This is a genomic window from Methylobacterium sp. ARG-1, assembly GCF_001262595.1.
Classification (GTDB): Bacteria; Pseudomonadota; Alphaproteobacteria; order Rhizobiales; family Beijerinckiaceae; genus Methylobacterium; species Methylobacterium brachiatum.
In genome coordinates, this window is record NZ_LHCD01000009.1 from 148,950 (window position 1) to 175,877 (window position 26,928).

Genomic DNA, 26,928 nt, shown 5'->3' on the forward strand with positions numbered 1-26,928 from the left:
AGGGGCGGTCAGTAGCCCGGGTCTTCGCCGAACAGGTAATCCGGGTCGCGGCGGCGCGGCCGGCGCACCTCCTCTTCCCCGAAGGGTGAGCGCGCGGTCTGGCCGGGCCAGGGCCTGTAGGCGTCCTGGCCGTAGGAATCCAGATCGCCCTGCGCACGGCGGCTGCGCGGCGGTTGGCGCTCGCCGAACGGGTCGAGGGGATCAGGCGCCGGGCGCTCGCCGGTCATGTTGCCGTAGTAATCGCCGGCGACGCTGGCTCCATCCTCGGCGCCGTTGAGGTCGCCGTCCTCGGCATCGGGTCGCATGGCGTAGAGGGTCTCGCGCGGCACCAGGCGGAACTGGGTGTCGGCCATCTTGCCATCGCCGCTCGTGCGGAAATGCTCGAGGAAACCGCCGCCCGCGACTCGCTGGCCGCTATGCGGGTCGATCGGCAGGTCGGCGATGAACGGGCGCGCCTCGGAGGAGGGTCCCCGCAGCGGCGTCTTCGGGACGCCGTTCGCCCATGCGGCCTGCAGGATGTTCGACGCGATTGGCACGGAGACATGGCCGCCGGTCTGGCCGCGGCCCAGCGTCTTGCGGCTGCCGTCGGCGTTGTCGTAGCCGACCCAGACCACGACCGTGATCTCGTTCGTGAAGCCCGCGAACCAGGCGTCGTTCTCGTTCTCGGAGGTGCCGGTTTTGCCGGCGACATAGGCCGAGACTTTGGAGAGCGCTGCGGCGGTACCGTGCTGGGTCACGCCCTGCAGCATGGTCTTCAGCTGATAGAACGCGACCCGGTCGGCCGAGCCGATCCGCACCGGCTCGCGCGGGGCGTGGGTGTAGAGCGCCTTGCCGTCCCGCTCGACCGATTCGAGCGCGTAGGATGCCGGGCGGGCGCCCTCGTTGGCCACCGCCGCGTAGAAGCCGGCCAGATCGAGCATCCGCACCGGCTGGGCGCCGAGCACGAACGGATAATAGGGCTCGCACTCGGCGTAGATCTGAGCTTCGAGGGCGATGTCGCAGACGCGCTTCAGGCTGGCCGGCGCCTTCGGGGCGATACCGCCCTGGAGCAGCCGGGCGGTCACGAGGTTCTTCGAGAATTCCAGGCCGCGACGCAGGGTCGTCGGTCCGGAGCCGCCGCCCTCGTAATTCTTCGGCGACCAGGAATCCCCGGCGCCGCCGATCGGCGGCAGCGTGACCGGGGAATCGAGGACCAGGGTGTTGGGCTGGAGCCCGGCATTGAGCGCGGCGAGATAGGTCAGCGGCTTGAGGGTCGAGCCGGGCTGACGCACCGCCTGGGTGACCCGGTTGAGCTGGCTCATCGGATAGGAGAATCCACCGGCCATCGCCAGGATACGGCCGGTCTGGTTCTCCAGCACGAGGGCCGCGCCCTGGACGTTAGGTCGGACCCGCAGCTGCGCCCGGGCCGCGCCGCGGCCCTCCGTCAGCTTCACCCGCACCACGTCGTAAAGCTGCAGACGGTTGCGGGCGATGCCCGGGTCGAGGATGACGGTGCGGCCGTCGGCGAGACCGACCTTCACGGGCCCGCGACCAGCCTCAAGCACCACAGCGACTGGCCAATGCACGTCGTACAGGGTCGGCCGGGAACTCTCGAGGGCCCGCAACCAGATGGGCTTCGCCTGCGGTACGGCCGCGACCTTTGGCCGGGGTGCCTTGGCGCCCGGCTTCGTCTCTGGCTTCGCGAGGTCCTTGGCGTGGTCCTTGGCGGGCTCCGCCCGGACACCGGTCACCCCGGGGGCGGCCTGGACCGCACCTTCCGGGGCGGGGGTCGCCGCCTGGATCCGGCGGATGCTGTCGGCGAGGTTGAGCTCGGGGCCGGTATAGCTCTGCCGTCCGGTGGACCGTTCGTAATTGGCCAGCCCGTCCTGCAAGGCCGACTCGACGGCGCGTTGGAGCCCGGCATTGATGGTCGAGCGCACGGTGAACGAGCCGGCGGTCAGCGAATCCACCCCCGCGAAGGTGCGCGCCTCGCGATTCAGGTAATCGACGACGTAGAATCCGGAATCGCGCCGTGTCGCGTCGACCGGCTTCAGCCCGAGATCGGCGTTCACTGCCGCGTTCATCTCGGCCTCCGTGATCGTGCCTTCTTCCTTGAGGCGGGCGAGCACGTAGGCGCGCCGCTCGCGCGCCCGCTCCGGGTACTTATCCGGGCTGTAGAAGTTTGGCCCCTTGGGCATGCCGGCGAGCAGGGCGGCCTCCGGCAGGGTCAACTGCCCGACCGATTTGCCGAAATAGCTCTGTGCCGCCATCTCGATGCCGTAGGCGCCGCGACCGAGATAGATGCCGTTGAGGTAGAGCCCGAGGATCTGCGGCTTCGTCAGGATCCGCTCCAGGCGGGACGCCACGATCATCTCGCGAATCTTGCGCTCGTAGGTGACGTCGTCGCCCACCGAGAGATTCTTCACAACCTGCTGGGTGATGGTCGAGCCGCCGGCCGGGCGGCCGGGCGAGGCGAGGTTGCCGATGAAGGCGCGGATCACCCCGCGCTCGTCGATGCCGTGGTGGCTCTCGAAGCGCTTGTCCTCCGCCGCGATGAACGCCTTCTGCACGAGGTTCGGCACCGCGGTGATCGGCACGACGAGGCGTCGGCCGTTGGGCTCGAAGGTCTCGGCGAAGGGCTTGCCGGCGCCGTCGAGGATCCGGGTCATGCCTGGCAGGGCCTTGTCCCGGAGCGCCTCGGCCGTTGGCAGGTCCTTGGTGGCGTTGTCGTAGAATTCGATGACCTCCCGGGCGTTGAACGGCGAGATCGCCGGGTTCTCGCCCTTGCAGAACTGCTTGTAGCTGGTGTTCAGCTCGTCGAGGTTCAGCCCGTGCAGGATCTTCGGCGCGGCCGGCCCGGCCACGCTCGACGGATCCTCCATGGCGGTGGTGATCAATTCGTCGAGATTGATGTCCTCGATGTCGAACGCCTTGCGCATGTGGGCGCAGCCGTCGCGCAGCAGGCGCACGACCTCGGCCTGGTCGGTGAACGGGTCGAACTGGGTCCGCACCGCGTCCGGCCGCGTCGTGACCTGGCTCAGCGTCAGGGCCGTCGCGAACAGCTTGATCAGGATGGCGTTCATGCGGTCCGGATTCGAGGGGCGAGTCAGGGCCCGGCCGGAATAGCGCCAGGCCGGGGGCGCTGGATAGGCGCCGCACAACGCGGCTGATTTGAGACAGCCCACGGCAACGCTTACGCCAGGCTTGACGTTCGTCGTACGCGGCGAAGGGAAGGACCGGCATGATCACCGATCTCTGGTACAAGAACGCGGTCATCTATTGCCTGTCGGTCGGTACCTTCATGGATGCCAACGGCGACGGCATCGGCGACTTCGCCGGGCTGGAACGGCGGCTCGACTACATCCAGGGATTGGGCGCCACCGCGATCTGGCTGATGCCGTTCCAGCCCTCGCCCAAGCGCGACGGCGGCTACGACATCTCGGACTATTACGGGGTCGATCCCGATTACGGCTCGCTCGGCGATTTCGTCGCCTTCGCGCACGCGGCCAAGCAGCGGGGCCTGCGGGTGCTGATCGACCTCGTCGTCAACCACACCTCCGACAAGCACCGCTGGTTCCAGTCGGCCCGCTCCGACCCGAACTCGCCCTACCGCGACTGGTACGTCTGGTCGAAGGAGCGCCCGGCCACCACCGACGAGGGCATGGTCTTTCCAGGGGTGCAGAAGACGACCTGGACCTACGACGAGAAGGCCGGCGCCTGGTACTTCCACCGGTTCTTCGACTTCCAGCCCGATCTCAACACCGCCAACCCCGAGGTGCTGGCCGAGATCCTGAAGATCATGGGCTTCTGGATCGAGCTCGGCGTCTCGGGCTTCCGCATGGATGCGGTGCCGTTCGTCATCGCCGAGAAGGGCGCCGATGTCGGCGGCAAGCCGCGCGAGCAATTCGACATGCTGCGCGACTTCCGCGAGTTCCTGCAATGGCGCAAGGGCGACGCGATCATCCTGGCCGAGGCCAACATCCTGCCGAAGCAGGATCTCGACTATTTCGGCGACGACGCCGATCGCATGCACATGATGTTCAACTTCCAGGTCAATCAATCGACCTTCTATGCCCTGGCCGCGCACGACGCGCGACCGCTGGTGAAGGCGATCGAGCGGACCAAGCCCCGCCCGCTCTCGTGCCAGTGGGGCATCTTCCTGCGCAACCACGACGAGCTGGACCTCGGCCGGCTCACCGAGAAGCAGCGCGAAGCGGTGTTCGCGGAGTTCGGCCCCGAGAAGCGGATGCAACTCTACGACCGGGGCATCCGCCGCCGCTTCGCCCCGATGCTGGCCGGCGACCCGCGCCGGATCCGGCTCGCCTACTCGCTGATGTTCACCCTGCCGGGAACGCCGGTGCTGCGCTACGGCGACGAGATCGGCATGGGCGACGACCTCGCCCTGAAGGAGCGCGACTGCGCCCGCACGCCGATGCAATGGACCGCCGAGCACCAGGGCGGCTTCACCAAGGCCGAGCGCACGATCCTTCCGCCGATCGATCACGGCCCCTACGGCTACGCCCATGTCAACGTCGCCGACCAGCGGCACGATCCGGGCTCGCTGCTCAACTGGATGCAGAGCCTGATCCGCCAGCGCAAGGAGGCCCCCGAAATCGGCTGGGGCGACGTGACCGCGGTCCCGACCGGCCTGAACTCGGTCCTGGCGCTGCGCTACACGTGGCGCGGCAATGCCGTGCTGTGCGTGCACAACCTCGCGTCCGAACCCGTCGAGGTCGCGCTCGCATCCGGCGCAGCCGAGCCGGAGCACGACATCCTGATCGACGTGCTGACCGGGTCGCGCAGCGAGGTCGGCCCCGACGGCAAGCACTGCCTGTTCCTCGAGGGCTACGGCTACCATTGGTTCCGGGTCGGCGGGCTCGACGCCCTGCTGAGGCGGACGCCGAGCTGACGAGCGGCGCCTCGCCCTGGCCCGGCTGGCACGGTAAGGCACGCCCCGGAGCGAGGTTTCACATGGTTCGGTCGAAGCATTACCCCTCGGACGCGACGATCGCGGACGTCCTGCCCGGCCTCGAGGATGCCGAGGGCTATCTCCGGCAGGTGCTGGTGACGATGCGGATGTGCCAGAAGCATTACGGCGATGCCTGGGTGCGGATCGGCGTCACCGGGAAGGCGGCCGCGCCCTCCTATCGGATCGACCGACCGGACGCGTCCGCGACGCCTTCGGAGGACGGCGCGACCGAGGCCGGTGTCGCGCTCTTCGGCGCCTATGGCGGCCGGTCCCACAACCGGTTCACCAAAGTGAACACCGCCGAGACCCGCTGGAGCAGCCGGTCCCTCGGCATGGCCGAGATGCTGGCGCTCCACGACAGCCTGCGCCGCCCGAAAGATGGACCGGCCTGACCGGGCCGCGATGGTGTCGCCCGGACGCTTCTGCGCTAGAACCGGGTCGAGAGCGCCGGCGGCGGCGCAGCCAACTCGCGGAACCCCATGCCAGGAACGCCCCGCGCCGGGATCATCCCGGTCACGCCCTTCCAGCAGAATTGCACGCTGATCTGGGACGACTCCACCAAGGTCGGCGCGGTCGTCGATCCCGGGGGCGACCTCGACCGGATCGAGGCCGCCATCCGGGAGCAGGGCGTGCGCGTGGAGAAGATCCTGCTGACTCACGGTCATGTCGACCACGCCGCCGGCGCCGACGAGCTGCGCGAGCGCCTCGGCGTGCCGATCGAAGGCCCGCACCTCGCCGACAAGTTCCTGCTCGATTTCCTGCCGGAGACGGCGGCCAATTACGGGATCGGCGAGGGCAGGGCCGTCACCCCCGATCGCTGGCTCGAGGACGGCGACGCCGTGACGGTGGGCGAACTCGGCTTCGACATCCTCCATTGCCCGGGCCACTCGCCGGGCAGCGTCGTGTTCGTGAGCCGGGACGCGCGCTTCGCCCTGGTCGGCGACGTCGTCTTCAAGGGCTCGGTCGGCCGCACCGACCTGCCCGGCGGCAACCACGAGCAGCTGATCCGGGCGATCAAGGAGAAAGTCCTGCCGCTCGGCGACGACATCGCCTTCATCCCCGGCCACGGGCCGACCGGGACGCTCGGCGAAGAGCGCGTCTCCAACCCATTCCTTCAGGGCTGACATCATGGACAAACGCCGCATCGGCCGCTCCGACCTCACGGTCGCGCCCTTCTGCCTCGGCGGCAACGTCTTCGGCTGGACCGCGGATGAGGCCACTTCGTTCGCGATCCTCGACCGGTTCGTGGAGCGCGGCTTCGACTTCGTCGACACCGCCAACGTCTATTCGCGCTGGGCGCCCGGCCATCAGGGCGGCGAATCCGAGATGGTGATCGGGAAGTGGTTCGCGGCGCGTCCGGGCGCGCGGGACAGGATCGTGCTGGCCACCAAGGTCGGCATGGATATGGGCGAGGCCGGCAAGGGACTCTCGGCCCGGCATATCGAGGCGGCCTGCGAGGCGTCCCTGCGGCGGCTCCAGACCGACCGGATCGACCTCTACCAGTCGCATGTCGACGATGCGGAGGTGCCGCTGGAGGAGACGCTGCGGGCCTATGAGCGCCTGATCGCCGCCGGCAAGGTCCGGGCGATCGGCGCCTCGAACTACGGGGCCGCGCGGCTTGCCGAAGCGCTGAAAGTCTCGGCCGCCTCGGGCCTGCCCCGCTACGAATGCCTCCAGCCGGATTACAGCCTCGCCGAGCGCGGCTTCGAGGCCGAGCTTGAACCCCTGTGCCGGGCGGAAGAGATCGGCGTGATCGGCTATTTCTCCCTGGCCGCGGGCTTCCTCACCGGCAAGTACCGCTCCGCGCAGGATGCGGCTGGACGGGCCCGGGAGAACCGGGTCGCGAAGTACCTCACCCCGCGCGGCCTTGCGCTCCTCGACGTGCTCGATTCGATCGCCCGGGACCACGGCGCAACCCAGGCCCAGGTGGCGCTCGCCTGGATCATTGCCCGGCCGGGCATCACCGCGCCGATCGCCAGCGCGACTTCGGTGGCGCAGCTCGACGATCTGCTCGGGGCCGCCGCGCTGACCCTGTCGGCGGACGCGATCGCCCGTTTGGACGCGGCCAGCGCGGGCGGAATCCAGGGCTAACGCGGCGTTAAGCGCCGGGCCTCAGAAAAGCGGGTGCACGGGTCCGGCGCGAGCCCGTAAAATCGTGCAATCTCAACGCGGAACCCCTATATCAGGCGGACCAAGCGAGAGCGCAGGCGTGGGCGCCCGACGGCGCGAGTCCCTCCGTCGCGAACTGGTCCGCCTGCCCGAGGAATTTCATGGCCGACATCCCCCCGAACGAGCCCGCCGAGTACGGCGCGGAATCGATCCGCGTGCTCAAGGGCCTCGACGCCGTCCGCAAGCGCCCCGGCATGTATATCGGCGACACCGACGACGGCTCGGGCCTGCACCACATGGTCTACGAGGTGGTGGACAATGCCATCGACGAGGCCCTGGCCGGTCATGCCGACCTCGTGACCGTCCAGCTCAACGCCAACGGCTCGGTGACCGTGTCCGACAACGGCCGCGGCATCCCCACCGACATCCACAAGGAGGAGGGCGTCTCGGCGGCCGAGGTCATCATGACCCAGCTGCACGCGGGCGGTAAGTTCGACCAGAACTCCTACAAGGTCTCCGGCGGCCTGCACGGCGTCGGCGTCTCCGTGGTCAACGCACTCTCGTCCTGGCTGAAGCTCCGGATCTGGCGCAACGAGATGGAGCACGCCATGGAGTTCCGCCACGGCGATGCCGTGTCGCCGCTCAAGGTCGTGGGCCCGGGCAACGGACGGCGCGGCACGGAGGTGACCTTCCTGCCCTCCACCGACACCTTCACGATGATCGAGTTCGACTACGGCACGCTGGAGAAGCGGCTGCGCGAGCTCGCCTTCCTGAATTCCGGCGTGCGCATCGTACTGACCGACGCGCGCCATGCCGAGCACAAACGCGAGGAGCTCTACTACGAGGGCGGCATCGAGGCCTTCGTCCGCTACCTCGACCGCTCGCGCAAGCCGATCGAGGGCATGTCCAGCCCCGTGGTGGTCCGCGCCGAGCGTGAGGGCATCCGGGTCGAGGTCGCGTTCTGGTGGAACGACTCGTTCAACGAGACGGTCCTGCCGTTCACCAACAACATCCCACAGCGCGACGGCGGCACGCATATGGCGGGCTTCCGGGCGGCGCTGACCCGCCAGATCACCGGCTACGCAGATTCGTCGGGCGTCTCGAAGCGCGAGAAGGTCTCGCTCACCGGCGAGGATTGCCGCGAGGGCCTGACCGCGGTCATCTCAGTGCAGGTGCCGGATCCGAAATTCTCGTCGCAGACCAAGGACAAGCTGGTCTCGTCCGAGGTCCGTCCCGCCGTGGAGAACGTCCTCAACGAGGGCCTGTCCACGTGGCTCGAAGAGAACCCGCAGCAGGCCCGCTCGGTGATGGGCAAGGTCGTGCTGGCGGCCTCCGCCCGCGAGGCCGCCCGCAAGGCCCGCGAGACCGTGACCCGCAAGGGGGCGCTGGACATCGCCTCGCTGCCCGGCAAGCTCGCCGATTGCCAGGAGCGCGACCCGTCGAAATGCGAGATCCTGCTGGTTGAGGGCGACTCGGCCGGCGGCTCGGCTAAGCAGGGCCGCGACCGGGCGTTCCAGGCGGTGCTGCCGCTGCGCGGCAAGATCCTCAACGTCGAGCGCGTGCGCGCCGACCGGATGCTGTCCTCTGTGGAGATCGGCACGCTGATCACGGCGCTCGGCGCCGGGATCGGGCGCTCGTCAACGGACCGCGAGGGCTTTAACCCGGAGAAGCTGCGCTACCACCGCATCATCATCATGACCGATGCCGATGTGGACGGCTCGCACATCCGCACCCTGCTGCTGACGTTCTTCTTCCGCCAGATGCCGGAGCTGATCGACCGCGGCCACCTCTACATCGCCCAGCCGCCGCTCTACAAAGCCGAGCGTGGGCGCAAGGCGATCTATCTCAAGGACGAGCGCGCCCTCGAGGATTACCTGATCGACCAGGGCACCGACGGGGCGATCCTGCGGCTCTCGACCGGCGCCGAGTTCACCGGCCCGCAGCTCAAGAGCCTGGTCGAGGAGGCGCGTGGCTTCCGCAACGTGCTCCAGGGCCTGCACACCCGCTACGACCGCTCCGTGGTCGAGCAGGCGGTGCTGGCCGGGGCATTCGACGCCGAGGCGGCGACGCGGCCCGGTGAGGCCGAGGTGCTGGCCGACATGACCGCGCGCCGCCTCGATCTGATTGCCGACGAGATCGAGCAGGGCTGGCAGGGTGAATCGCACGAGGGTGGCTATCGCCTCACCCGGACGCTCCGCGGCGTGAAGCAGGTCGCCACCCTGGATGCCAGCCTGATCTCCTCTCAGGAGGCGCGGCGCCTGTCCGAGCGCGCCGACGCGTTCCGCGAGATCTACGGCGAGCCCGCTACGCTGATGCGCAAGACCGACGAGACCGTTCTGCACGGGCCCGTCGCCTTATTCGAGGCGGTGATGGCCTTCGGCCGCAAGGGTCTCCAGCTCCAACGCTACAAGGGCCTGGGTGAGATGACCGCCCAGCAACTCTGGGAGACGACGCTGGACCGCGAGGTGCGCTCGCTGCTGCAGGTGAAGGTCAAGGACACGACCGACGCCGACGACCTGTTCGTCAAGCTGATGGGCGACGTGGTCGAGCCGCGGCGCGAGTTCATCCAGGACAACGCGCTGAGCGTCGCCAACCTGGACGTGTAGCGCCCGCTATGTAATTTCTCAGTAAAATATGTCCCGGGAAGCGAATTATGTGGACCGATTTACTGAGAAGCCTGACCTCGCCGGCGTATCGGCAGGTTTTCAGGTTGGGAGAGCATTGATTCAGAGATGCTCTCCGCTGTCAACATCAAGCTTTCGTCAGTGCCCTTTGGTGACCGAGATCCAACGCTTTGAGGTCGGTTACCTGCTGAGCGCCATGGCCGCCCTAGCCGTCGGGGTACGGACCGCTTAGGTTCGGAGTGGGTAATGAAGACGGGGTTCCATCCGGCGTTGGTCGTCGCGGCGGGTGCCAGAGCGGGCAAACACCCCCGCAACGTCGACCGGGCGTTGGAGGACGCCCAAGCCCTCATGGGGCCGCCCCCCTTCGGTTATGATTAAGCCGCCCGGCTCCTGAAAGGACTGCCTAATAGTAAGTGCTGGCGCTCAGAACAGCATCCAGCCGGTTCTGCAGCCGCTCCGGCAGTACGGACTTCCAATCCACCATCGCGGGCGTACCGACCAAGCCGACGATGGCAGCTACGGCCGCCTCACACTCGCCGGCGTCCATCTCCGTAACCATGGCGTAGATGTCCGGCGAGCGTGGAAGACCCTTCATCCCCGCAATGCCCGATACCTGAACGGTGGCAAACGTGGCTTGGGTAGCGAGGTCGCCGCCCTCCGTGGCTAGCAGCGGGATGGACGAGTAGAAATCGTCGAGCCTCAACTCGACCCCGATGGCCGCTAGCCGAAGGACGGCGTCCGGTCCTTGTAGGAGTTCGTAGTGCCATCCGTCTCCCTGACGGTGGAAGAATCCGACCCGGCGTTGGTCCTGCGCGACATGGACGAAATGCATGAGGTCGTGCAGCGTCTGGTATTCGAGCCATTTCCCGCCGCGGTCGTACCGTTCGGTCGCGGGGGGCAGAACCTCCACGATGACGGTCGCCGAACGGACGCTGTTGGTCTCCGGATCCGGTTCGACGGTATCCCCGCAGGCGACGAAGACATCCGGGTAGACGCGTGCCGTTCCCGCTTGGAGCCGCATCGTCTGACGTAATGACGCGCACGGCCCGCCGGGGGGAGGCGGTCGGCAATCAGGTTATCGAGGCACCGGGTCAAGGCATGGTGGGCGATGGAGCCGCCGACCAGCATGCGGACAACCTGCCCGTCGATGTACTCCAGCCGCTCCCCTTCCTCCGCCGCTTCGCAGAGGCGTTCGTACTCATCCAGCCCGATGAAGTCGTCGCGTAATGCAGCGGGCATGCTTTGGCACTATAGGTTCCCCCTCATCATACGCTTGGACGTGGCGATCCGGAAGCTTTGGGCAAGGCACGGTGGCCGTTCGGCGCTCGCACGGGAACGTCCGGGTCAGCGCGACGCCTGTGCTCCCTCTGTCGGATGCTGACCGGCCCTTTGCGGGAGGAGGACGATGAGCGCGACGATGAAGGCCGCGATCACGGCGGAGGCGAGCGGCCGGCTCAGGTTCAACCCGCCGTCGGCGACCGGCTTGTCGAGGAAATCGCCCACCGTGGCCCCGAGCGGGCGGGTCAGGATGAACGCCGCCCAGAAGAGCGTGACGCGCGAAACCGAGGTCCGGTAGTAAAGGGCGACGACGACCGCGAGCGCCGCCGCGAAGACGAGGGCGCCGCCCTCGTAGCCGAGGCCGCCGGTGTCCGCGAGCCAGTCGCCGAGCGCGGTGCCCAACGTCTGCGAGAAGGTGATCGCCCCCCAATAGAACGCTTCGACCCGGGGGGTCGAAACCGTGTTCACCGACACGGTGCCCTCGGTCGCGTACCAGAGCCCGAGCACGGCCGCGAGGCAAACGAGGAGCAGGGTCGACCCGCCGGTGTACCCGATGCCGAGCGAGCGGTCGGCGAAGTCCGCCATCGTCGTACCGAAGGTGGTCGAGGCGACGATCGTGGACCAGTACAGGACCGGGTGGAACCGCTTCGACATGACCTGGGCGACCACGAGCGCGACCAGCAGCACGGCGAACAGGGCGGTACCGGCGAGGTAGCCCCAATTGAGGGTCATGGTGACGGTATCGCCGCCGGTCTCCCCGAGCGTCGTGGCCAGGATCTTGATGATCCAAAAGCCCAGCGTGACCTCCGGCACCTTGCTCAGAGCGCGTTCGTAACGGTCGTCCATCGGACCTGCTCCTTCTTCGAGGGGAAACCTCACGGCGCGTCGGCGCAGGCCGCCCGGCGACCGGCACGCTGCGGGATGAGGAGGACGAGCCCGGCCATGACGAGCGCGAGCACGCCGGAGATCGTGATGTCGTCGATGCCCAGGCCGCCGGAAGCGACTGGCTTGTCGAGCGAGTTGGCGAGGGTGGCGCCGAGCGGCCGCGTCAGGACGAACGCCGTCCAGAACAGCATCGGCCTGGAAACGCGCGTTCGCAGTTGGAGGGCCGTGACCACGACCAGCGCGACGAGGATGAGGAGCGCGCTCCCGTTGTACCCGAGTCCGCTGCTGTCGGCCATCCAGTCGCCCAACGCGGTGCCGAGCGTCTGGGAGAACATGACCGTGGCCCAATAGAAACCTTCGGCCCGCGGGGACCGTACCGTCTCCACGGCGACCGTGCCGAGCGTGCGCTTCCACAGGATCAGGGTCGCGACGACCAATCCGAGCAACACCAGGGACCCGCCCGCGTAGCCGATGCCGAGGGACCGGTCGCAGAAGTCGGCGAGGGTCGTGCCTGCGAGCGTCGTCGCGGTGACCACGGCCCAGTACAGGAGCGGCTGGAAGCGGTCCGCCCGGACCTGTGCGGCGAGCAGCACCGCCAGGGCGGCCCCGAAGATCGCCGTGCCGGCGAGATAGCCGAGGCCGAGCGTCAACGTGACCGCGTTGCCGCCGACCTCGCCCAACGTCGTGGCCACGATCTTGATGGCCCAGAACCCGGCGGTGGCTTCTGGCACTTTGGCGGGTTCGACGTGTCCGGGTCGCTCGGTCGGTTGCATCGGGCTGCCGTGGGAAAGCGAGGGCTGGCTCACGCGGTGTGGGTCTGGTCGATGATGGCGAGCAGGTCGTCGACCGCGCGACGGCAGGCGGCCGGATCGGGGTTCGAAGCCCGCAACGCGTCGAGGGTGCGGTCGATGGCCTTGTCCACGACGTGCCAGTCGGCGGCGGCTCGCGGCTTCAGGCCGGCCTCGGACGCGTCCCAGGACAATTCCAGGTCCTTGATGCGCGTCTTGGCGGCGGCGAGGTCGCCCCGGTCGGTCATCGCCTTTACGTCGACGACGATGGTCCGGAACTTGGAGAGGTCGCCGAGCTTCGAGGCCGCCATCGCCTTGGGCGTCGCTCCGACGGCGGCGTCCTGCATCGCCTGCAGGCCCAGGGGGGCGGCCGTGGCGCCGATGACCGTCGCGGCGATGGCGGCGAGGAGGATGTTTCGCATGGTCATTCGCTCCGTGTCGTGCGGCGTTGGAAGGACTGGAGGATGGGGATGCGGGAGGCGGCGGACGGTCAGGCCCGCCGCTGTCCGGCCGGCTCGCCAGGGCGTCCGGAGACGAGGCTCAGGGACGTCACCAGGGCGACGATGACGGCGAAGAAGGCGAGGCTGGTGGAGGCCGTGCCGAAGCCGAGGCCGCCGTATTCCCGTGCCTGCGACAGCAGATCGCCCAGCGATGCGCCGAGGGGGCGCGTGACGATGTAGGCGAGCCAGAAGATCGTCACCGGGTTCGTGCCGAGGCGCCAGGCGAGGGCGAGGGCGGCCAGCATCGTGCCGAAGATGACGACGCCGAGATTGAAGCCGAGCCCCAGCGCCTCGGTAGCCAGGTCGCCCGCGGCCGTGCCGAGCGCGAAGGTCAGGAGGATGGCGAGCCAGTAGAACGCCTCGCGGCGCCGGGTCACGATGGCGTGGATCGAGAGCGTCCGCTCGGTCGCGTACCAAAGGGCGAACACGGTGGCGAGGGCGGCCGCGAACACGCCGGTGCTGACGAAGAGGCTCACGCCGAGCTTGTCGGTCAGGATGTCGGTAACCTGCGTGCCGACCACGCTGACGAGGACGACGGTCGACCAATAGGTCCAGGGCAAGTAGCGCCACTCGCGCACCTGCAGGGCGAGGACGGCCGCGAGGAGGCCGGCCGTGAGGGTGGCGGTGACGGCGGCACCCAGGCCGACGTTCACCGCGAGGTAGTCCGCGCCGGTCTCGCCGACGGTCGTGGACAGTATCTTGATGACCCAGAAGACCGCGGTGACCTCCGGTACCTTGTTCAAGATCTGGCGCTGGATCTCGCTCATCCCCGTCTCCCGTCCGTCATGGTCGGGCACCGTGATAGCGAGCCATAATGAGGGCAGAATGAGCTTCGTCCAAAGGAGCCGCAGGCTCGGCCTCAGGCCGGCAGTCTGACGGTTGCGAGGGTCCCCTGCCCGTCACGTCGGTTTTCGACCGTCAGGCCGAGGTCGTTGCGCTCCGCGATGCGGCGGGCGATGGCGAGCCCGAGCCCTGTGCCTTCGACTTCCGGTGGCGCGGCCCGGAAGAAGCGGTCGAACAGGCGGCCCTCGCTTCCCGGCGGCAGCCCGCAGCCGGTGTCCCGAACCGTGACGACGCACGCACCGTCCCGGTTCAGCAGACGGACGTCGACCTGGCCTCCGGACGGCGTGTAGCGCAGGGCGTTGTCGACGAGGTTGGCGAACAGGACGCGGACCTCGTCCTCCGACGCGTGAAGCGTCGCGGGTGTCTCGATATGCACGCCCAGGTCGATGTCCTTGCGCTCGGCGAGCACGACGTGGTCGGCGACGCAGTCGAGCAGGAGCTGGCCGAGGTCGACGGATGCAGGACGCGCCTCGGCACCGTCGTCGAGCCGGGCGAGACGGAGCAGTTGATCCACCAGCCGGTTCGCCCTCCGGAGGCCGTCCGCCAGCGCCGTACGCCGCGCGTCGCTCCCGCCACCGGCAGGCCCGCCGAGGGAGTCGAGTTGGATCTGCATCGCGGCGAGCGGCGTACGCAGTTCGTGCGCCGCGTCGGCGACGAACCGCTTCTGGGCGGCCAGAGCGGCCTGCAGGCGAAGGATGAGCCCGTTCATGGCCTCGACGAGGGGCGCCACCTCCGTCGGCACGCCGCGCGTCGGCAAGGGGCCTTGGGCGGCGGCGCCGCGCCCGGCGAGGTCATGCACCAAGCCGTCGAGCCGCCCGAGCGCCCGGTTCATCGCCCAGCCGACGACGATCCACGACAGCGGGACGAGGAGCAGCAGGGGGGCCACGGCACCGAGCGCCGCATTGCGTGCGAACTCCGCCCTCACGACGTCGCGCTGGGCGACCCGGACCGTCGTTGTGCCGTTGGCGGTCGTGTATGTGCGCCAGAGCTCGCCGCCCATGACGACGTTCGCATATCCCGTGCGGCCGGGGTGGCGGACGTCGACGCCGCGGTCGTCGCGCAGGACCTGCCCGTCCTTCCAGATGGTGACGGCGAGTTGGTCCTCCGGGTCCTGGTCGGCGGCGGGCGGCGCGTCCGCGTCCGTTAGCCCGGGACCGGCGTTGAGGGCGACTTGCCGCAACTGCCCGTCGAGGAAATCGGCCGCCTCGATCCGCGCGAGGGCATAGGCCGCGACCATCGCGGCCAAGCCGATTCCGGCGAGCAGGGCGGTCATCCAGACGAGCGTCGTGCGGCGCAGGGAGGCGGCCCTCATGGCTTGGGTACCATCCAACCTGCGCCGCGGACATTCAGGATCACGCCCTTGCCGACCTTTCGACGGACCGTGAGGATCAGGGCGTCCACCGCGTTGCTCTCGACCTCCTCGCCCCACCCGTAGATGCGTTCCTCGATCTGCGCACGAGAGAGGATGCGCCCCGGTCGCTCCATCAGGGCGTGCATGAGGGCGTATTCGCGCGCCGACAGGACCGCGACGGTCCCGGCGTGGGACAGGACGTGGCTTTCCGTGTCGAGTTCGGTCTCGGCGGCCACGAGCCGCGCGCTCGCCCGCCCGGCCCGACGGCGCAGGATGGCCCGCATCCTGGCGAGCAGCTCGCGCATCTCGAACGGCTTGACCAGGTAATCGTCCGCCCCGAGGTCGAGGCCTGCGACGCGGCTTTCGAGGCCGTCCCGCGCCGTGATGATGAGCACCGACGTGTCGATCCCGGCCGCCCGGGCGGATCGAAGCACCCGAAGTCCGTCCCCGCCCGGCAGGCCGAGGTCGAGCAGCGCGAGCGCGTGGCCGCCGTTGAGCAGGGCCGTCTCGGCCTCGCCGCCGTCGCGGACCCAATCGACGGAATAGCCCTCGGCCGAGAGGCCGTTCGACAGCCCTTCGCCGATCATCCGGTCGTCCTCGATCAACAGCACGCGCATCGGTCGGTCCGTCCGGTTTCGAGCCCTCGCCCTGGACTGCGCCGCGACGCATCCCTTCCCGCCGGCTTCATCCTCGATAGGCGACGAGCACGGCCCCGGCGGCGATGAGGGCGACGCCGAGCCAATTCGGTGGAGATAGACGTTCGCCGAGGAAGACGACCCCGAAGACGGCCACCAGCACGACGCTGAGCTTGTCGACCGGGGCCACGCGGCTGGCCTCGCCGAGCTTGAGGGCGCGGAAGTAGCAGATCCATGAGCCGCCCGTGGCGAGGCCCGAGAGCACCAGGAACACGTAGGTCCTGGCCGAGACCGACCCGACCGGTACCCACTGGACCGTGCCGACCAGGATGGCGCCGAGGGCGCAGAGTATGACGACCGTGCGGATGAAGGTGGCGAAGTCGGAATTGACGTTCTCGATGCCGACCTTGGCGAAGATCGCGGTCAACGCCGCGAAGGCGGCAGAAAGCAGCGCCCACAGCTGCCAGGATCCGAGCAACGTCCTCATGCCGTGTTCCCCTCGATGCGGACCTGCCGCGACGCAATCCTCACGGCCCCCGACAGACCATCGGATGAGGGATGTCCGGCACCCGACGCCCCCCCCTGAGCGTCGCCGTTCCAACGCTCGCCGTGTGGTTCCTAATTCGCCCTGGACGGCCATTGCCGATGCAGGTCGTCGATGACGAAAGCATGCTCGTGCCGGCCCTGACCGATCCCCCGCACGTGGGGGTGGGACGGGTCGAGGTCCGCGTGGGCATGTGCGACGACGTCCGGGTCGGATGCAGGCCAAAGCATGGCCGCCGCCGCGACGCCCGCGACGGTCAGGGCGCCGAGTGCCGCCAGGGTCGCGGGCATCCCGACGGCAGCGCCGAGGCAGCCCGCCAGCGGGTAAGTGAGGAGCCACGACGCGTGCGAGAGCGCGAACTGGGCGGCGGAGTAGCCGATCCCAAGGACGAGCCAGGTCCCGAGCAGTACGGGCCAGCCGATGGCCCCGCACCAGGTCAGGGCAGCGACCCCGACGAGGACGACTCCGAGGAAGGCGGCGGACGGCAGCATCACACCCCTGTCGGACAGGCGGTCCAGGACCCGCGGTAGGACCAGGGCGGCGGCCATCGAGCCCGCGCCGAAGGGTCCAAGGGCAAGGGCGACGTCGTGCTGGGGGCGTCCGAGCAGGGCCTGGACGATTACCACGGTATTGACGATGACCATGGCGCCGGCCGCCGCGACGGCGAAATTCAGGGCGAGCAACCCGCGCAGGCGCGGTGTCGCCAGGAAGATCCGCCATGCCCAGTTGGCACTCGATACGGAGACGCCTAAGCCTCAGTGACGGGCCGGGCACCGAGCACAGAAAAGGCGACAGGCGCGTCAGGTCCGCGGGACCTCTGCTCTCCGTCACCAACACTCGATAACTGATAAATGGTCTCATCGGATTTCAACCAAGAGATCTACGCAAATCTTGGACGAATGCCTTCGCGAGCGCCGGCGCCTCGGCCACCACCTCTTCGTAGAACTTGGTCCCCACGGGGCCTGCCTGGGAATAATCCGGGGGCAACTCACCGATTGTCGCCGCGATCTCTGCGAAAACCTCTTCCCGTTCAGGTGCTGAAAGTTTTTGCATGAGAAGGGTCATCATGGCGATGGTCGATGTTCTCAGAACCGCAAGCATCGCCGTTGTCGTCACGGCAAAATGGTGCGTTTGTAGATCATTCATTGAAAACACCTTGCATAGTCAGGCATCACTTCATGAGGTGCTTGAAGTATTGGAGAAACAATACGGCCAGAGGCAATCCGATACAGATCGCTATCATCATTCGATCCGCGGCTTTGCGGACGTATGGCCTGACCCGTCGCTTGCGCCGAGGATTTGGCGCCCACTCGCTCCGCAGCCGCGCCGATTTCTTGCTCATGCCGGATGCTCGCCGTCACACGGGCAGGCGCGCGGCCTCGGCCGAAAGCGCCTCGTCCTCGACCTGGACGGTGACGTGCTCGATGCCGTGTCGCTCCTTCACCAGACGCCGGACCGCGCGGATGAGGTCGGGTCCGGCGGCGACGTCGTCCATGACCACGTGGCCGCTCATCGCGTCGAAGCCGGAGGTCAGCGTCCAGGCATGAAGGTCGTAGGCGCGCCGCACGCCAGGCATCGCCTCGATCTCCGTTCGTAGCGCGGCAAGATCGACACCCAGAGGCGTTCCCTCCAGCAGGATGTGAAGCGCCTCGCTCAACAGGCGCCAGGTGCGCGGCACGATGAACAGGCCGATGCCGGCGCCGACCAGCGGATCGACCCATCGCCAGCCCGTCGCCATCACCACGAGGGCCGCGGCGATGACGCCGACCGAACCCAGCATGTCGGAGAAGACCTCGAAGTAGGCGCCCTTGACGTTGAGGCTTTCCGACGATCCGCCCGCGAGGAGTCTCATGCTGGCGAGGTTCACCCCGAGGCCGACGAACGCGACCAGCATCATCGGCCAGCCGAGGATCTCGGTCGGCTCGAAGAAGCGCCGGTAGGCCTCGTACAGGATGTAGGCCGTCACCCCGAGCAGCACGACGGCGTTGGCGAGGGCCGCCAGGATCTCGAAGCGCATGTAGCCGAAGCTCTTGCCCGGCGACGGCGCCTTGGCCGCGTAGTGGATGGCGAGCAGCGACAGCGCGAGGCCGCCGGCATCCGTGACCATGTGGGCGGCATCGGCCAGCAGCGCGAGGCTGCCGGTGAGCAGGCCGCCGACGACCTCCGCGGCCATGTAGGTCAGCGTCAGGGCGAGCGCCCAGGCTAGGCGCCCCTTGTTCCTGCCCGCCGCCGAGCCCGCGGGTATGCCGCCGCCGTGCGAATGCCCGTGGCCGCCGCCGTGCGCGTGTCCGTGTCCCATGTCGCTCCCAGTCTTTCGTTGCCGTCCCGGACCGGCCGCCTCAGGGGCCGGAGGAGCCGATGAGCTCGGCCACGTGCGCGCCGGCGGGGTGTCCGGTCGCGGCGAGGTGGGCGGCCGAGCAGGCCGCGTAGCCGGGACCGAACGCCGCCATGACGAGCTCGTGCCGCCCGTCCGGAGCCTCGCGGCTGGCCAGGAGAGCCCGACCGCCGGGCCAGAGCTCGGAATCGGCCGATGGCCCCGGTGTCGGCTCGCCGTAGCGGCGCACCCCTTCGTCGTGGATGGCGCGGCGCACGCGCGCGAGTTCCTCGCCCGCCAGGGGGAGCCCCACCCAGACGACCTCCTGCAGACCCTCCTCGCGGCAGACCACCAGCACGACCTCGGCCGTTGCCGACCCGACGGCCGGCCGCCAGCCACGCGGGTAGTACAGCGCGGTCAGGTTGGCCTCGCGGTCGGCCTTGAGCGGGCGCGGCACGTCGGCGACGGGCCCCCACGCGAGGCCGAACGGAGCCTCGCCGACGCCTCCGTCCGCGCCCGGAGCCGCACCCGTCAGCGCGAGGAAGGCGAAAGGAGCCGCCAACCAGGTTGGGACGCGTCGCATCTCGTCTACTCCGCCGCCTTGAGGTGTCGTGGCCCCGGCTCCCGCGGCCGCTCCGCGACCTTCGGGACGACAACCTTGCCGAACCGGGCGTACAGGGCCGGCAGCACGATCAGGGTCAGCAGGGTGGCGCTGATCAGGCCACCGATGACCACGGTGGCGAGCGGCCGCTGGATCTCGGCGCCGGTCTCGGTGGCGATGGCCATGGGCACGAAGCCGAGCGAGGCGACCAGCGCCGTCATCGCCACCGGCCGCAACCGGGTCATGGCGCCCTCCAGGATGGCCTCGCGCTTCGGCCGGCCCTCCGCCACGAGCTGCTTGATGAAGGTCAGCATGACGAGGCCGTTGAGGACCGCAACGCCCGAGAGCGCGATGAACCCGACCGCCGCCGGTACCGAGACCGGCATGCCGCGCAGCCAAAGCGCGAAGATGCCCCCGGTGAGGGCAAGCGGCACCGCGCTGAACACCAGCAGCGCGTCCCGCGGCGAGCCCAGGGCCGAGTACAGCAACAGGAAGATCAGGAAGAAGCAGACCGGTACCACCACCATCAGCCGCCGCTTGGCCGAGGCGAGGTTCTCGAACTGCCCGCCCCAGGTGAGGTAGGAACCTGGCGGCAGCTGCACCTGGCTTCCAACCTTCGCCTGCGCCTCCGCGACGAGCGAGCCGATGTCCCGCCCGCGCACGTTGGCCGTGACCACGACCCGCCGCTTGCCGTTCTCGCGCGAGATCTGGTTCGGTCCCTCGGTGACCGAAAAGCTCGCCACCTGCTTGAGCAGGACCGAGCTCGCCCGGCCGTTCGGGCCCGCCGGCAGCGGCACCGGGATGTTCTCCAGGGCCTCCCGGTCCTCGCGGACCTTGTCGGTCAGGCGCACGACGATGGGGAAGCGACGGTCGCCCTCGAACACGACGCCGGCGTCCCGTCCCCCGATGGCCGCGCCGATGACCTCCTGGATCGCCCCGGTGCTCAGGCCGTAGCGCGCCGCCTCGGCCTTGTTGATCTTGATCTCCAGGAACGGCAGGCCCGCCGTCTGCTCGACCTTGACGTCCTCGGCGCCGTCGATGCCCTTCAGGACCGCCGCGACCTGGTTGGCCGCCTTCAGCATCGGCTCGAACTCGTCGCCGAACACCTTCACGGCGAGGTCGCCCCGGGTGCCGGCGAGCAGCTCGTTGAAGCGCAGCTGGATCGGCTGGGAGAACTCGTAGACGTTGCCGGCGAGCGCCCCGACCGCCTTCTCGATCTGCTCCTGCAACTCGGCCTTGGACAGGCTCGGCTCGGGCCACTCCTCCTGGGGTTTCAGGATGACGAAGGTGTCTGAGGAGTTCGGCGGCATCGGGTCGGAGGCGACCTCGGCGGTGCCGGTCTTCGAGAAGACGTAGGCCACCTGCGGGAATTTCGAGACCACCTTCTCGACCTTGAGCTGCATCGCCTGCGACTGGGTGAGGGAGGTCGATGGGATTCGGGTGGCGTTGAGGGCGATGCTCTTCTCGTCGAGCTGCGGGATGAACTCGGTCCCGAGGCGGGTGAACAGGATGCCCGCCCCGACGAGCAGCAGGAGCGCCGCGCCGACGAAGACGAACGGCGCCCGGACCGCCGCGCCGAGCACCGGGCGGTAAGCGGCCTTGAGCGCCCGGATGATGAGGTTGTCCTTCTCCGTGACCTTGCCGGTGATGACGATGGCGATGAGCGCCGGCACGAAGGTCAGCGACAGCACGAAGGCCGCCACGAGCGCGATGATCACGGTCAGCGCCATCGGCTCGAACATCTTGCCCTCGACCCCCGTGAAGGTCAGGAGCGGGACGTAGACCAAGATGATGATCGCCTGCCCGTAGAGCGACGGCTTGATCATCTCCTCGGCTGAGGCGCGGACCGTCTGGAGGCGCTCCTCGGTGTCGAGCCCCCTGCCCAGCTCCTGCTGCTTCTCTGCGAGGTGGCGCAGGGCGTTCTCGGTGATGATCACCGCCCCGTCGACGATCAGCCCGAAATCGAGGGCGCCGAGGCTCATCAAGTTGGCCGAGATCTTCGCCTCGACCATGCCGGTCATGGTCATCAGCATGGCGACCGGGATGACCAGGGCCGTGATGATGGCGGCCCGGATGTTGCCGAGCAGCAGGAACAGGATGACGATGACGAGAGCCGCGCCCTCGGACAGGTTCTTCACCACCGTCTTCACGGTCGCCTCGACGAGCCGGGTCCGGTCGAGGACGGTCTGGACCTCGACGCCGGGCGGCAGGCTCTTGCGGATCTGTTCCATGCGCGCGTCGACCGCGGCAGCCACCGTGCGGCTGTTCTCGCCGATCAGCATCAGGGCGGTGCCGACGACGACCTCCTGGCCGTCCTCGCTGCCCGAGCCCGTGCGCAGGTCGCGCCCGATGCGGACCTCGGCGATGTCCTTGATCCGCACCGGCACGCCGCCCCGGGTGGCGACGACCACGTCGCCGATCTCGTCCATGCTCTCCAGGCGGCCGGCGGCGCGCACGACGTAGCCCTCGCCGTTGTCCTCCAGGTAGCGGGCGCCCTGGTTGGCGTTGTTGGCCTCCAGCGCCCGGGCGACGTCCGAGAAGGACAGGTCGAGGGACGCGAGCCGCGTCGGGTCGGGCTGGACGTGGTACTGCTTCTCGAAGCCGCCGATGCCGTCGACCCCGGCCACGCCGGACACGGTCTTGACTAGGGGGCGGATGATCCAGTCCTGGACGGTGCGCAGGTAGGCGGTCTGCTCCAGCTCGGTCTTCAGGCGCTGGCCCTCGGGGGTCAGGTAGCTGCCATCGGGCTGCCAGCCGGGCTTGCCCGCCTTCGAGACCGTGCGCTCGCCGGGCTTCGCGTAATGGATCGACCACATGTAGATCTCGCCCAGCCCGGTCGAGATCGGCCCCATGCTGGGCTCGGTGCCGGGCGGCAGGTCCCGCCTCACCTGCGCGAGGCGCTCGGCGACCTGCTGGCGGGCGAAGTAGATGTCGAGCTTCTCCGCGAAGACCGCGGTGACCTGCGAGAAGCCGTTGCGCGAGAGCGAGCGGGTGTATTCGAGCCCCTTGATGCCCGCGAGCGCGGTCTCGACCGGGTAGGTGACCTGCTTCTCGATGTCGACGGGCGAGAGCGACGGCGCCGTCGTGTTGATCTGCACCTGGTTGTTGGTGATGTCGGGCACCGCGTCTATCGGCAGCTTGGTGACCGAGTAGCCGCCGAAGCCGGCGGCCAGCAGCGACAGGAGCAGAACCAGCCAGCGCTGGTGCACGGAGAAGTCGAGGATGCGGCTGATCATGTCGGGCTTCCTCAATGGTCGTGGTCGGCTTCGCTCTTCCCGAGCTCGGCCTTGAGGAGGAAGGTGTTGGCCACCGCGATGGTCTCGCCGGGCTTGAGGCCCGAGACGACCTCGAAGCCGTCGTCGTCGGAGCGCCCGAGCTCGACCTCGCGCTTTTCGAAGCCCTCGTCCGTGCGCACGAAGACGACGCGCTTGCCCTCGACGGTCTGGAGCGCCGACTTGGCGACCCGCACCGGCACTTGGTCCGTCGCGGTCTCGACCTCGGCGGTGACGTAGGTGCCGGGCCTCCAGGCCATGTCCTTGTTGGGCAGCGAGACCACGACCCGGGCGGACCGGGTGTCGGCGTTCAGCAGCGGGCTGACGAACACCACCTTGCCCTGCTCGCTGCGGCCGCCGCGGTTCACGGTGACCCGCGCGCCCTCCCGGACCTCGGCGAGGTCGGAGGTGGGGACCGCGAGCTCGATCCAGACGGTCGAGAGGTCGGCGACGGTGTAGACGTCGGCAGGGTCGCCCTCCTTGCCCACCGCCGTGCCGACATCGACCTTGCGCTCCACGATGCGGCCGGCGATGGGCGCCCGCAGCTCGTACTGGCGCAGCGTCGAGGCGTTCGGCGTCGCCTCGTCGCGTTTCTGCGCGGCGGCGACCTCGGCGGCGTTCAGGCCCAGCGCCGAGAGCTTCTGGCGGGCGAGGTCGACGCGCAGCTGGTTCTCCTGGAACACGGCCTTGGCGTTGTCGAACGCCGCCTGGGATGCCGCCGCCGACGCCAAGAGTTTCTGCTGGCGCTCGAAGTTGATCTTCTGGAGGTCGGACTGGACCATCGCGGTGAGGTACTCGCTCTTGGCGTCGGCGACTTCCCGGCTGTCGAGGAGGGCGACCACCTCGCCCTTCCTGACGTCGTCGCCCAGGCGCTTGCGCATCTCGGACACCGTGCCGACGACGCGGGCGGGGACGCGGGCGATCCGGTCGGTATCGGGCGTGATGGTGCCGGGCACCAGGACGTGTCGCGAGAGCGTCCCGCCCTCGGCCTTGGCGACGCCGATGTCCTGCCCCTCGACCTGCTCGGCCGTCATCTTGACGTGGCCTTCCTCGCCCTCCGCCTCGGAATGCTCGTGCTCGCCGTGAGCGTGGGCTCCCTCGGCCTTCGGCGCGGCGGCCTTGCCGTGGTCGTGGCCGTCGCCTTCGGCATGGTTGGCCTCATCCTTCGGCGCCTTCCCGCCAGGGGGCGGGCCGGCGGCGAAGGTGAGGATGGCCGGCGGCAGCCCGGCCGATGTCAGGAGGCCGCGGACGAACGCGGATATGGCGGGGACGGCGGCGCCGACGACGATGCCGGCGGCCACGAGGACCGCGGTGATGAGGATGCGCATGAGACCTGCTCGGCCGGGATCGGGCGCCGTTCGGACGGACGCGGCAGTCCCGCTTCTGTGGCGTGAGGAGTGGCCCGGAGCGCGGGCTCCGGGTTCGGGACGCGCCTCTGCGGCGTCACCTCAGGCGCGGGGGGGCCTCGGCAGGCGGTCCGGCGAGACGGAGGAAACCGTCTGGCTCAAATGCGCATAGGCCAGCCGGGCGACCCCGAAGACCGGCTCCGAGAAGTCCGCCACGGCGGGTGCCGCCTGGTGGCAGCCACAATGGAGGTGGCAGGCCATGCCGGGGTCGGTCGCGCCGGTGTCGGGCGCGGCCTCAATGCTCGCGATCTCCGTGACGTGCCTGCCGCCGCCATCGTGGTACGCGACGTCGGCGGCGAGGCCGGCGGCGGGCGCGACGAGGGACAGGGCGAGGGCGAGCGCGAGCAGGCGTGCGGCGAACGCCCACCATCCCCGTGCCGCCCACCTGCGGCTATGCCCGCGTCCTGAACCCATCTCCGGCCTTATGCGCGATTTATCCCGGATCGGACAAGGCATCGTCCTGGCCTCTTGAACCCGGTCTGAACAGATTTTGTGGCCGCCATGCAAGGTCAGCCGCGGTCACGACGCGAAAGCGGCCAAGCCGTTTCTCGCTCGGCCGAGACGAATACCGGGCGAGGAAAATCCGGGAACGGTTTCGCGGGGGGCCGCATTCCCGGCCGACCGCGAAACATGGAGATCCTTGGATGAAGATCATGTTCGCCGCCGCCGCCGCGGCCGCCCTGGCCCTCGCGCCGGTCGGTGCGCTCGCCCAGCACGTGGACGTCGGCCCCGGCGGAGTCGGGGTTCACGGCGACGGCCACCGCCGCGATGTCGACCATACGCACACCACCGTCGAGGAGAACCATCGCGACCGGCCGGTCGTGCACGAACATCATGACGACCATCACGAGAAGACCGTCGTGGAAGAGCACCGCCACTGAGCGGCTGACATCGCGACGGGGCCGGGCCGGGGGCAGCGACGTCCGGCCCGGCCCCTCGCATTTCGAGGACGTCGGCGAACCTGGGGTGACGGCTTCCTGAACGACGGTCTCAGAACCTGTTCAACGGCCGCCGCGCAAACCGCCGCAATAGGAATCCCCGGAGGAGACAGCGATGCGACGGCACCTAGCAGGCTTGATGGCGGCGGCCATCCTCCTCGCGCCGGCCGCGGCCTCGGCCCAGTATTACGAGCGCGGCTACGGCTACGGCGAGCGGCGGCCGCACGACCATGTCGATGTCTACCGCCACGGCAACCATGACGACGTCGTGGTCCGGCACCATCACCCGCGCCGCGAGGATTACGGGCCGGGCCGGTTCGAGCGGCACCATCACCATCACGACTTCGACGACTGAGGTCGCCGCCTGGCGTCGAGAAGAGGTCGCCCGCACCGGCTCGCGCCGGTGCGGGCGCATCACGACGCGCGAGGGGTCGGCGCATCGTGAACGACGTGCCGAGCAGGCTCGGCGAGCGCGTAGCCGATCACCGCGGCCAGGAGCGCGAAGACGACGAGCAGGGGCAGCATCCGCATGTCCGCGCCTCCCGCCCCCGCGGCCTGCCCGGCGAGCTCACTTCTTGCCGGGCTTGTCGTGGCTGTGCCCGTGGGCATGCCCGTCGTTGTCCGAATGCGCCGGCTTGCCGTCGGGCCGCTTCTCACGGGCCTCGCTGACGCGCGGGTCGTCGCGATGGGCCGGGCCGCCCGACACGCCACCGGTGTTCGGGACGGCGCGCTCGGGGTTCGAGGCATTGCCGTGGCTGTCCACGGCGAAGGCGGACCCCGTGGCCGCGGCCAGCATCCCGGCGGCGAGGACGGCGGCGAGCGTGCGCTTCATCTGTCGGTCGCCTGTTCGGCGCCGACCGCGTCGGCCGCTTCGAAGTCCGAGATAGCCAAGCCGTTTGTCTCCGGGACGCCGCGTTCGTGACGAAGTGTGTCAGCCGCCGCGCCCAGCCCGGGGCACGCGGATCTCGGCCCGCAATCCGCCCTCCGGCCTCGTGGTCAGGATGAGCGTGCCTCCCTCCGCTTCCACGGCCCGCCGCGCGATGGTCAGGCCGAGTCCGGTCCCGCCGGTGTTTCGGTTGCGCGACCCCTCCAGGCGGGTGAAGGGCTCGAAGGCGCAGGCGACGTCGCATGCCGGGATGCCGGGCCCGTCGTCGTCGATGCGCAAGACCAGCGCTGTCTCTTCGGCCGCCAGGGCGATGCGCACCCGCGCGCCGTAGCGCACGCCGTTGTCCACGAGGTTCTCCAGCGCCCGCCGGAAGGCGACTGGGCGCACCGTCGCCAGGGCCCGGCCGGGTCCTCCGTATGCGACCGCCCGGCCGGCATCCGCGGAGGCGTCGGCGACCCCCATCAAAATGCTCGCGACGTTGGTGACCTGCCGCGGCTCCGGGTCGGCGTCGCCCCCCAGGTAGGCCAGCGTCGCGTCGACCATCGCCTGCATGTCGTCGAGGTCGGAGGCCATGGCGCGGCGCCCGGCCGGGTCCTCGACGTGGTCGAGGCGCAGGCGGAGCCGGGTGATGGGCGTTCGCAGGTCGTGGGACACGGCGGCGAGCGCCTGCGTCCGCTCGCCGACCAGCCGGTGGATGCGCTCCTGCATCGCGTTGAGGGCACGGCCGATCCCTCGGGTCTCGTCGGGACCAATCTCGGGAACCCGGACGGGGGCGCCGTGGCCGATCCGTCCGGTGGCCCGGGTCAGCTCCCGCAAGGGGCCGGCGATCCGATGCATCAGGACGACCGCGGCCACCCCGACGAGGATGGCCATGGCGGTGGCGAGCGAGGCCCAGGGCGCGACGGGGACGAGGCTCGGGGCGTGCGCGGACCGGAAGGTCAGCGCGCTCCCGTCCGGAAGCGGGATGATCCCGCGCAGGTCCTGCCGGTGGAGCGGCTCGTCCGGC

The 26,928-nt window shown here is 69.3% G+C and carries 26 protein-coding genes; 8 read left to right on the forward strand and 18 right to left on the reverse strand.

Translation table 11 applies throughout. The annotated features are described in order from the left end of the window. Positions 1-8: 8 nt before the first annotated feature. Positions 9-3,062, reverse strand: a complete 3,054-nt coding sequence (locus tag AKJ13_RS11680; protein ID WP_050733489.1) for a transglycosylase domain-containing protein — start codon at positions 3,060-3,062, stop codon at positions 9-11. A gap of 158 nt (positions 3,063-3,220) precedes the next feature. Here AKJ13_RS11680 and AKJ13_RS11685 point away from each other — a divergent pair, with 158 nt between their 5' ends. The 5 genes from AKJ13_RS11685 (at position 3,221) to gyrB (ending at position 9,663) form a co-directional block, all read left to right on the forward strand. Beyond that, positions 3,221-4,888 (forward strand): alpha-amylase family protein, encoded by a 1,668-nt coding sequence (locus AKJ13_RS11685; RefSeq protein WP_050733490.1) that lies wholly within the window; start codon positions 3,221-3,223, stop codon positions 4,886-4,888. A gap of 62 nt (positions 4,889-4,950) precedes the next feature. Next, a complete protein-coding gene (locus AKJ13_RS11690) occupies positions 4,951-5,340 on the forward strand; it encodes a hypothetical protein (RefSeq protein WP_050733491.1) in 390 nt (129 codons plus the stop codon). Positions 5,341-5,427: 87 nt separating this feature from the next. Next, complete coding sequence (locus AKJ13_RS11695) at positions 5,428-6,072, forward strand: MBL fold metallo-hydrolase (RefSeq protein WP_050733492.1); 645 nt, start codon at positions 5,428-5,430, stop codon at positions 6,070-6,072. Positions 6,073-6,076: 4 nt separating this feature from the next. Further along, positions 6,077-7,039 carry an aldo/keto reductase gene (locus AKJ13_RS11700; protein ID WP_050733493.1) on the forward strand — a complete coding sequence of 321 codons (963 nt, stop codon included), beginning with the start codon at positions 6,077-6,079 and terminating at the stop codon, positions 7,037-7,039. Positions 7,040-7,218: 179 nt separating this feature from the next. Continuing rightward, positions 7,219-9,663, forward strand: a complete 2,445-nt coding sequence (gene gyrB, locus AKJ13_RS11705) for a DNA topoisomerase (ATP-hydrolyzing) subunit B (RefSeq protein WP_050733494.1) — start codon at positions 7,219-7,221, stop codon at positions 9,661-9,663. Between the two features lie 421 nt (positions 9,664-10,084). Here gyrB and AKJ13_RS11710 read toward each other — a convergent pair whose 3' ends face one another. Beyond that, the gene (locus AKJ13_RS11710) at positions 10,085-10,702 is read right to left on the reverse strand and encodes a Uma2 family endonuclease (RefSeq protein WP_050733495.1); all 618 of its coding nucleotides are present in this window, start codon (positions 10,700-10,702) and stop codon (positions 10,085-10,087) included. 11 nt (positions 10,703-10,713) lie between these two features. Between AKJ13_RS11710 and AKJ13_RS32235 the strand changes: the two genes are divergently transcribed. After that, on the forward strand, positions 10,714-10,908 hold the full coding sequence (locus AKJ13_RS32235) for a hypothetical protein (RefSeq protein ID WP_050733496.1): 195 nt from the start codon (positions 10,714-10,716) through the stop codon (positions 10,906-10,908). Positions 10,909-11,025: 117 nt separating this feature from the next. Here AKJ13_RS32235 and AKJ13_RS11720 read toward each other — a convergent pair whose 3' ends face one another. The 14 genes from AKJ13_RS11720 to AKJ13_RS11785 form a co-directional block, all read right to left on the reverse strand. Next, the gene (locus tag AKJ13_RS11720) at positions 11,026-11,805 is read right to left on the reverse strand and encodes a hypothetical protein (RefSeq protein ID WP_050733497.1); all 780 of its coding nucleotides are present in this window, start codon (positions 11,803-11,805) and stop codon (positions 11,026-11,028) included. A 29-nt stretch (positions 11,806-11,834) separates the two neighbouring features. Beyond that, positions 11,835-12,617: a hypothetical protein gene (locus AKJ13_RS11725; protein WP_050733498.1), complete on the reverse strand. Its 783-nt coding sequence runs from the start codon at positions 12,615-12,617 to the stop codon at positions 11,835-11,837. A gap of 29 nt (positions 12,618-12,646) precedes the next feature. After that, positions 12,647-13,054 (reverse strand): hypothetical protein, encoded by a 408-nt coding sequence (locus AKJ13_RS11730; RefSeq protein WP_050733520.1) that lies wholly within the window; start codon positions 13,052-13,054, stop codon positions 12,647-12,649. A gap of 68 nt (positions 13,055-13,122) precedes the next feature. Then, positions 13,123-13,899 (reverse strand): hypothetical protein, encoded by a 777-nt coding sequence (locus AKJ13_RS11735; RefSeq protein ID WP_050733499.1) that lies wholly within the window; start codon positions 13,897-13,899, stop codon positions 13,123-13,125. Between the two features lie 92 nt (positions 13,900-13,991). After that, entirely contained in the window at positions 13,992-15,287 is a 1,296-nt protein-coding gene (locus AKJ13_RS11740; RefSeq protein WP_007563921.1) for an ATP-binding protein, read from the reverse strand. Next, positions 15,284-15,943: a response regulator transcription factor gene (locus tag AKJ13_RS11745; protein WP_050733500.1), complete on the reverse strand. Its 660-nt coding sequence runs from the start codon at positions 15,941-15,943 to the stop codon at positions 15,284-15,286. The genes AKJ13_RS11740 and AKJ13_RS11745 overlap by 4 nt, the downstream gene beginning before the upstream one ends. A 67-nt stretch (positions 15,944-16,010) precedes the next feature. Then, entirely contained in the window at positions 16,011-16,448 is a 438-nt protein-coding gene (locus AKJ13_RS11750; protein WP_050733501.1) for an EamA family transporter, read from the reverse strand. Positions 16,449-16,579: 131 nt separating this feature from the next. Then, positions 16,580-17,188 carry a permease of the major facilitator superfamily gene (locus tag AKJ13_RS11755; protein ID WP_007563927.1) on the reverse strand — a complete coding sequence of 203 codons (609 nt, stop codon included), beginning with the start codon at positions 17,186-17,188 and terminating at the stop codon, positions 16,580-16,582. A 184-nt stretch (positions 17,189-17,372) separates the two neighbouring features. After that, on the reverse strand, positions 17,373-17,651 hold the full coding sequence (locus tag AKJ13_RS11760; protein WP_124262910.1) for a hypothetical protein: 279 nt from the start codon (positions 17,649-17,651) through the stop codon (positions 17,373-17,375). 211 nt (positions 17,652-17,862) lie between these two features. Further along, positions 17,863-18,804 (reverse strand): cation diffusion facilitator family transporter, encoded by a 942-nt coding sequence (locus AKJ13_RS11765; RefSeq protein ID WP_007563931.1) that lies wholly within the window; start codon positions 18,802-18,804, stop codon positions 17,863-17,865. A 40-nt stretch (positions 18,805-18,844) separates the two neighbouring features. Further along, complete coding sequence (locus AKJ13_RS11770) at positions 18,845-19,402, reverse strand: hypothetical protein (protein ID WP_007563933.1); 558 nt, start codon at positions 19,400-19,402, stop codon at positions 18,845-18,847. 5 nt (positions 19,403-19,407) lie between these two features. Further along, entirely contained in the window at positions 19,408-22,656 is a 3,249-nt protein-coding gene (locus AKJ13_RS11775) for a CusA/CzcA family heavy metal efflux RND transporter (protein ID WP_007563935.1), read from the reverse strand. 11 nt (positions 22,657-22,667) lie between these two features. Next, positions 22,668-24,020: an efflux RND transporter periplasmic adaptor subunit gene (locus AKJ13_RS11780; protein ID WP_050733503.1), complete on the reverse strand. Its 1,353-nt coding sequence runs from the start codon at positions 24,018-24,020 to the stop codon at positions 22,668-22,670. 120 nt (positions 24,021-24,140) lie between these two features. Next, positions 24,141-24,512, reverse strand: coding sequence for a hypothetical protein (locus AKJ13_RS11785; RefSeq protein ID WP_039902985.1), 372 nt, complete (start codon positions 24,510-24,512; stop codon positions 24,141-24,143). Positions 24,513-24,742: 230 nt separating this feature from the next. Here AKJ13_RS11785 and AKJ13_RS11790 point away from each other — a divergent pair, with 230 nt between their 5' ends. Continuing rightward, positions 24,743-24,979, forward strand: a complete 237-nt coding sequence (locus AKJ13_RS11790) for a hypothetical protein (RefSeq protein ID WP_007563940.1) — start codon at positions 24,743-24,745, stop codon at positions 24,977-24,979. 172 nt (positions 24,980-25,151) lie between these two features. Further along, a complete protein-coding gene (locus AKJ13_RS11795) occupies positions 25,152-25,391 on the forward strand; it encodes a hypothetical protein (RefSeq protein WP_007563942.1) in 240 nt (79 codons plus the stop codon). 213 nt (positions 25,392-25,604) lie between these two features. Here the strand turns inward: AKJ13_RS11795 and AKJ13_RS11800 are convergent, their stop codons facing one another. Continuing rightward, complete coding sequence (locus AKJ13_RS11800; RefSeq protein ID WP_007563945.1) at positions 25,605-25,868, reverse strand: hypothetical protein; 264 nt, start codon at positions 25,866-25,868, stop codon at positions 25,605-25,607. Positions 25,869-25,967: 99 nt separating this feature from the next. Continuing rightward, positions 25,968-26,928: ATP-binding protein (locus AKJ13_RS11805; protein WP_050733504.1), on the reverse strand; the 961-nt coding region annotated here is incomplete at its 5' end.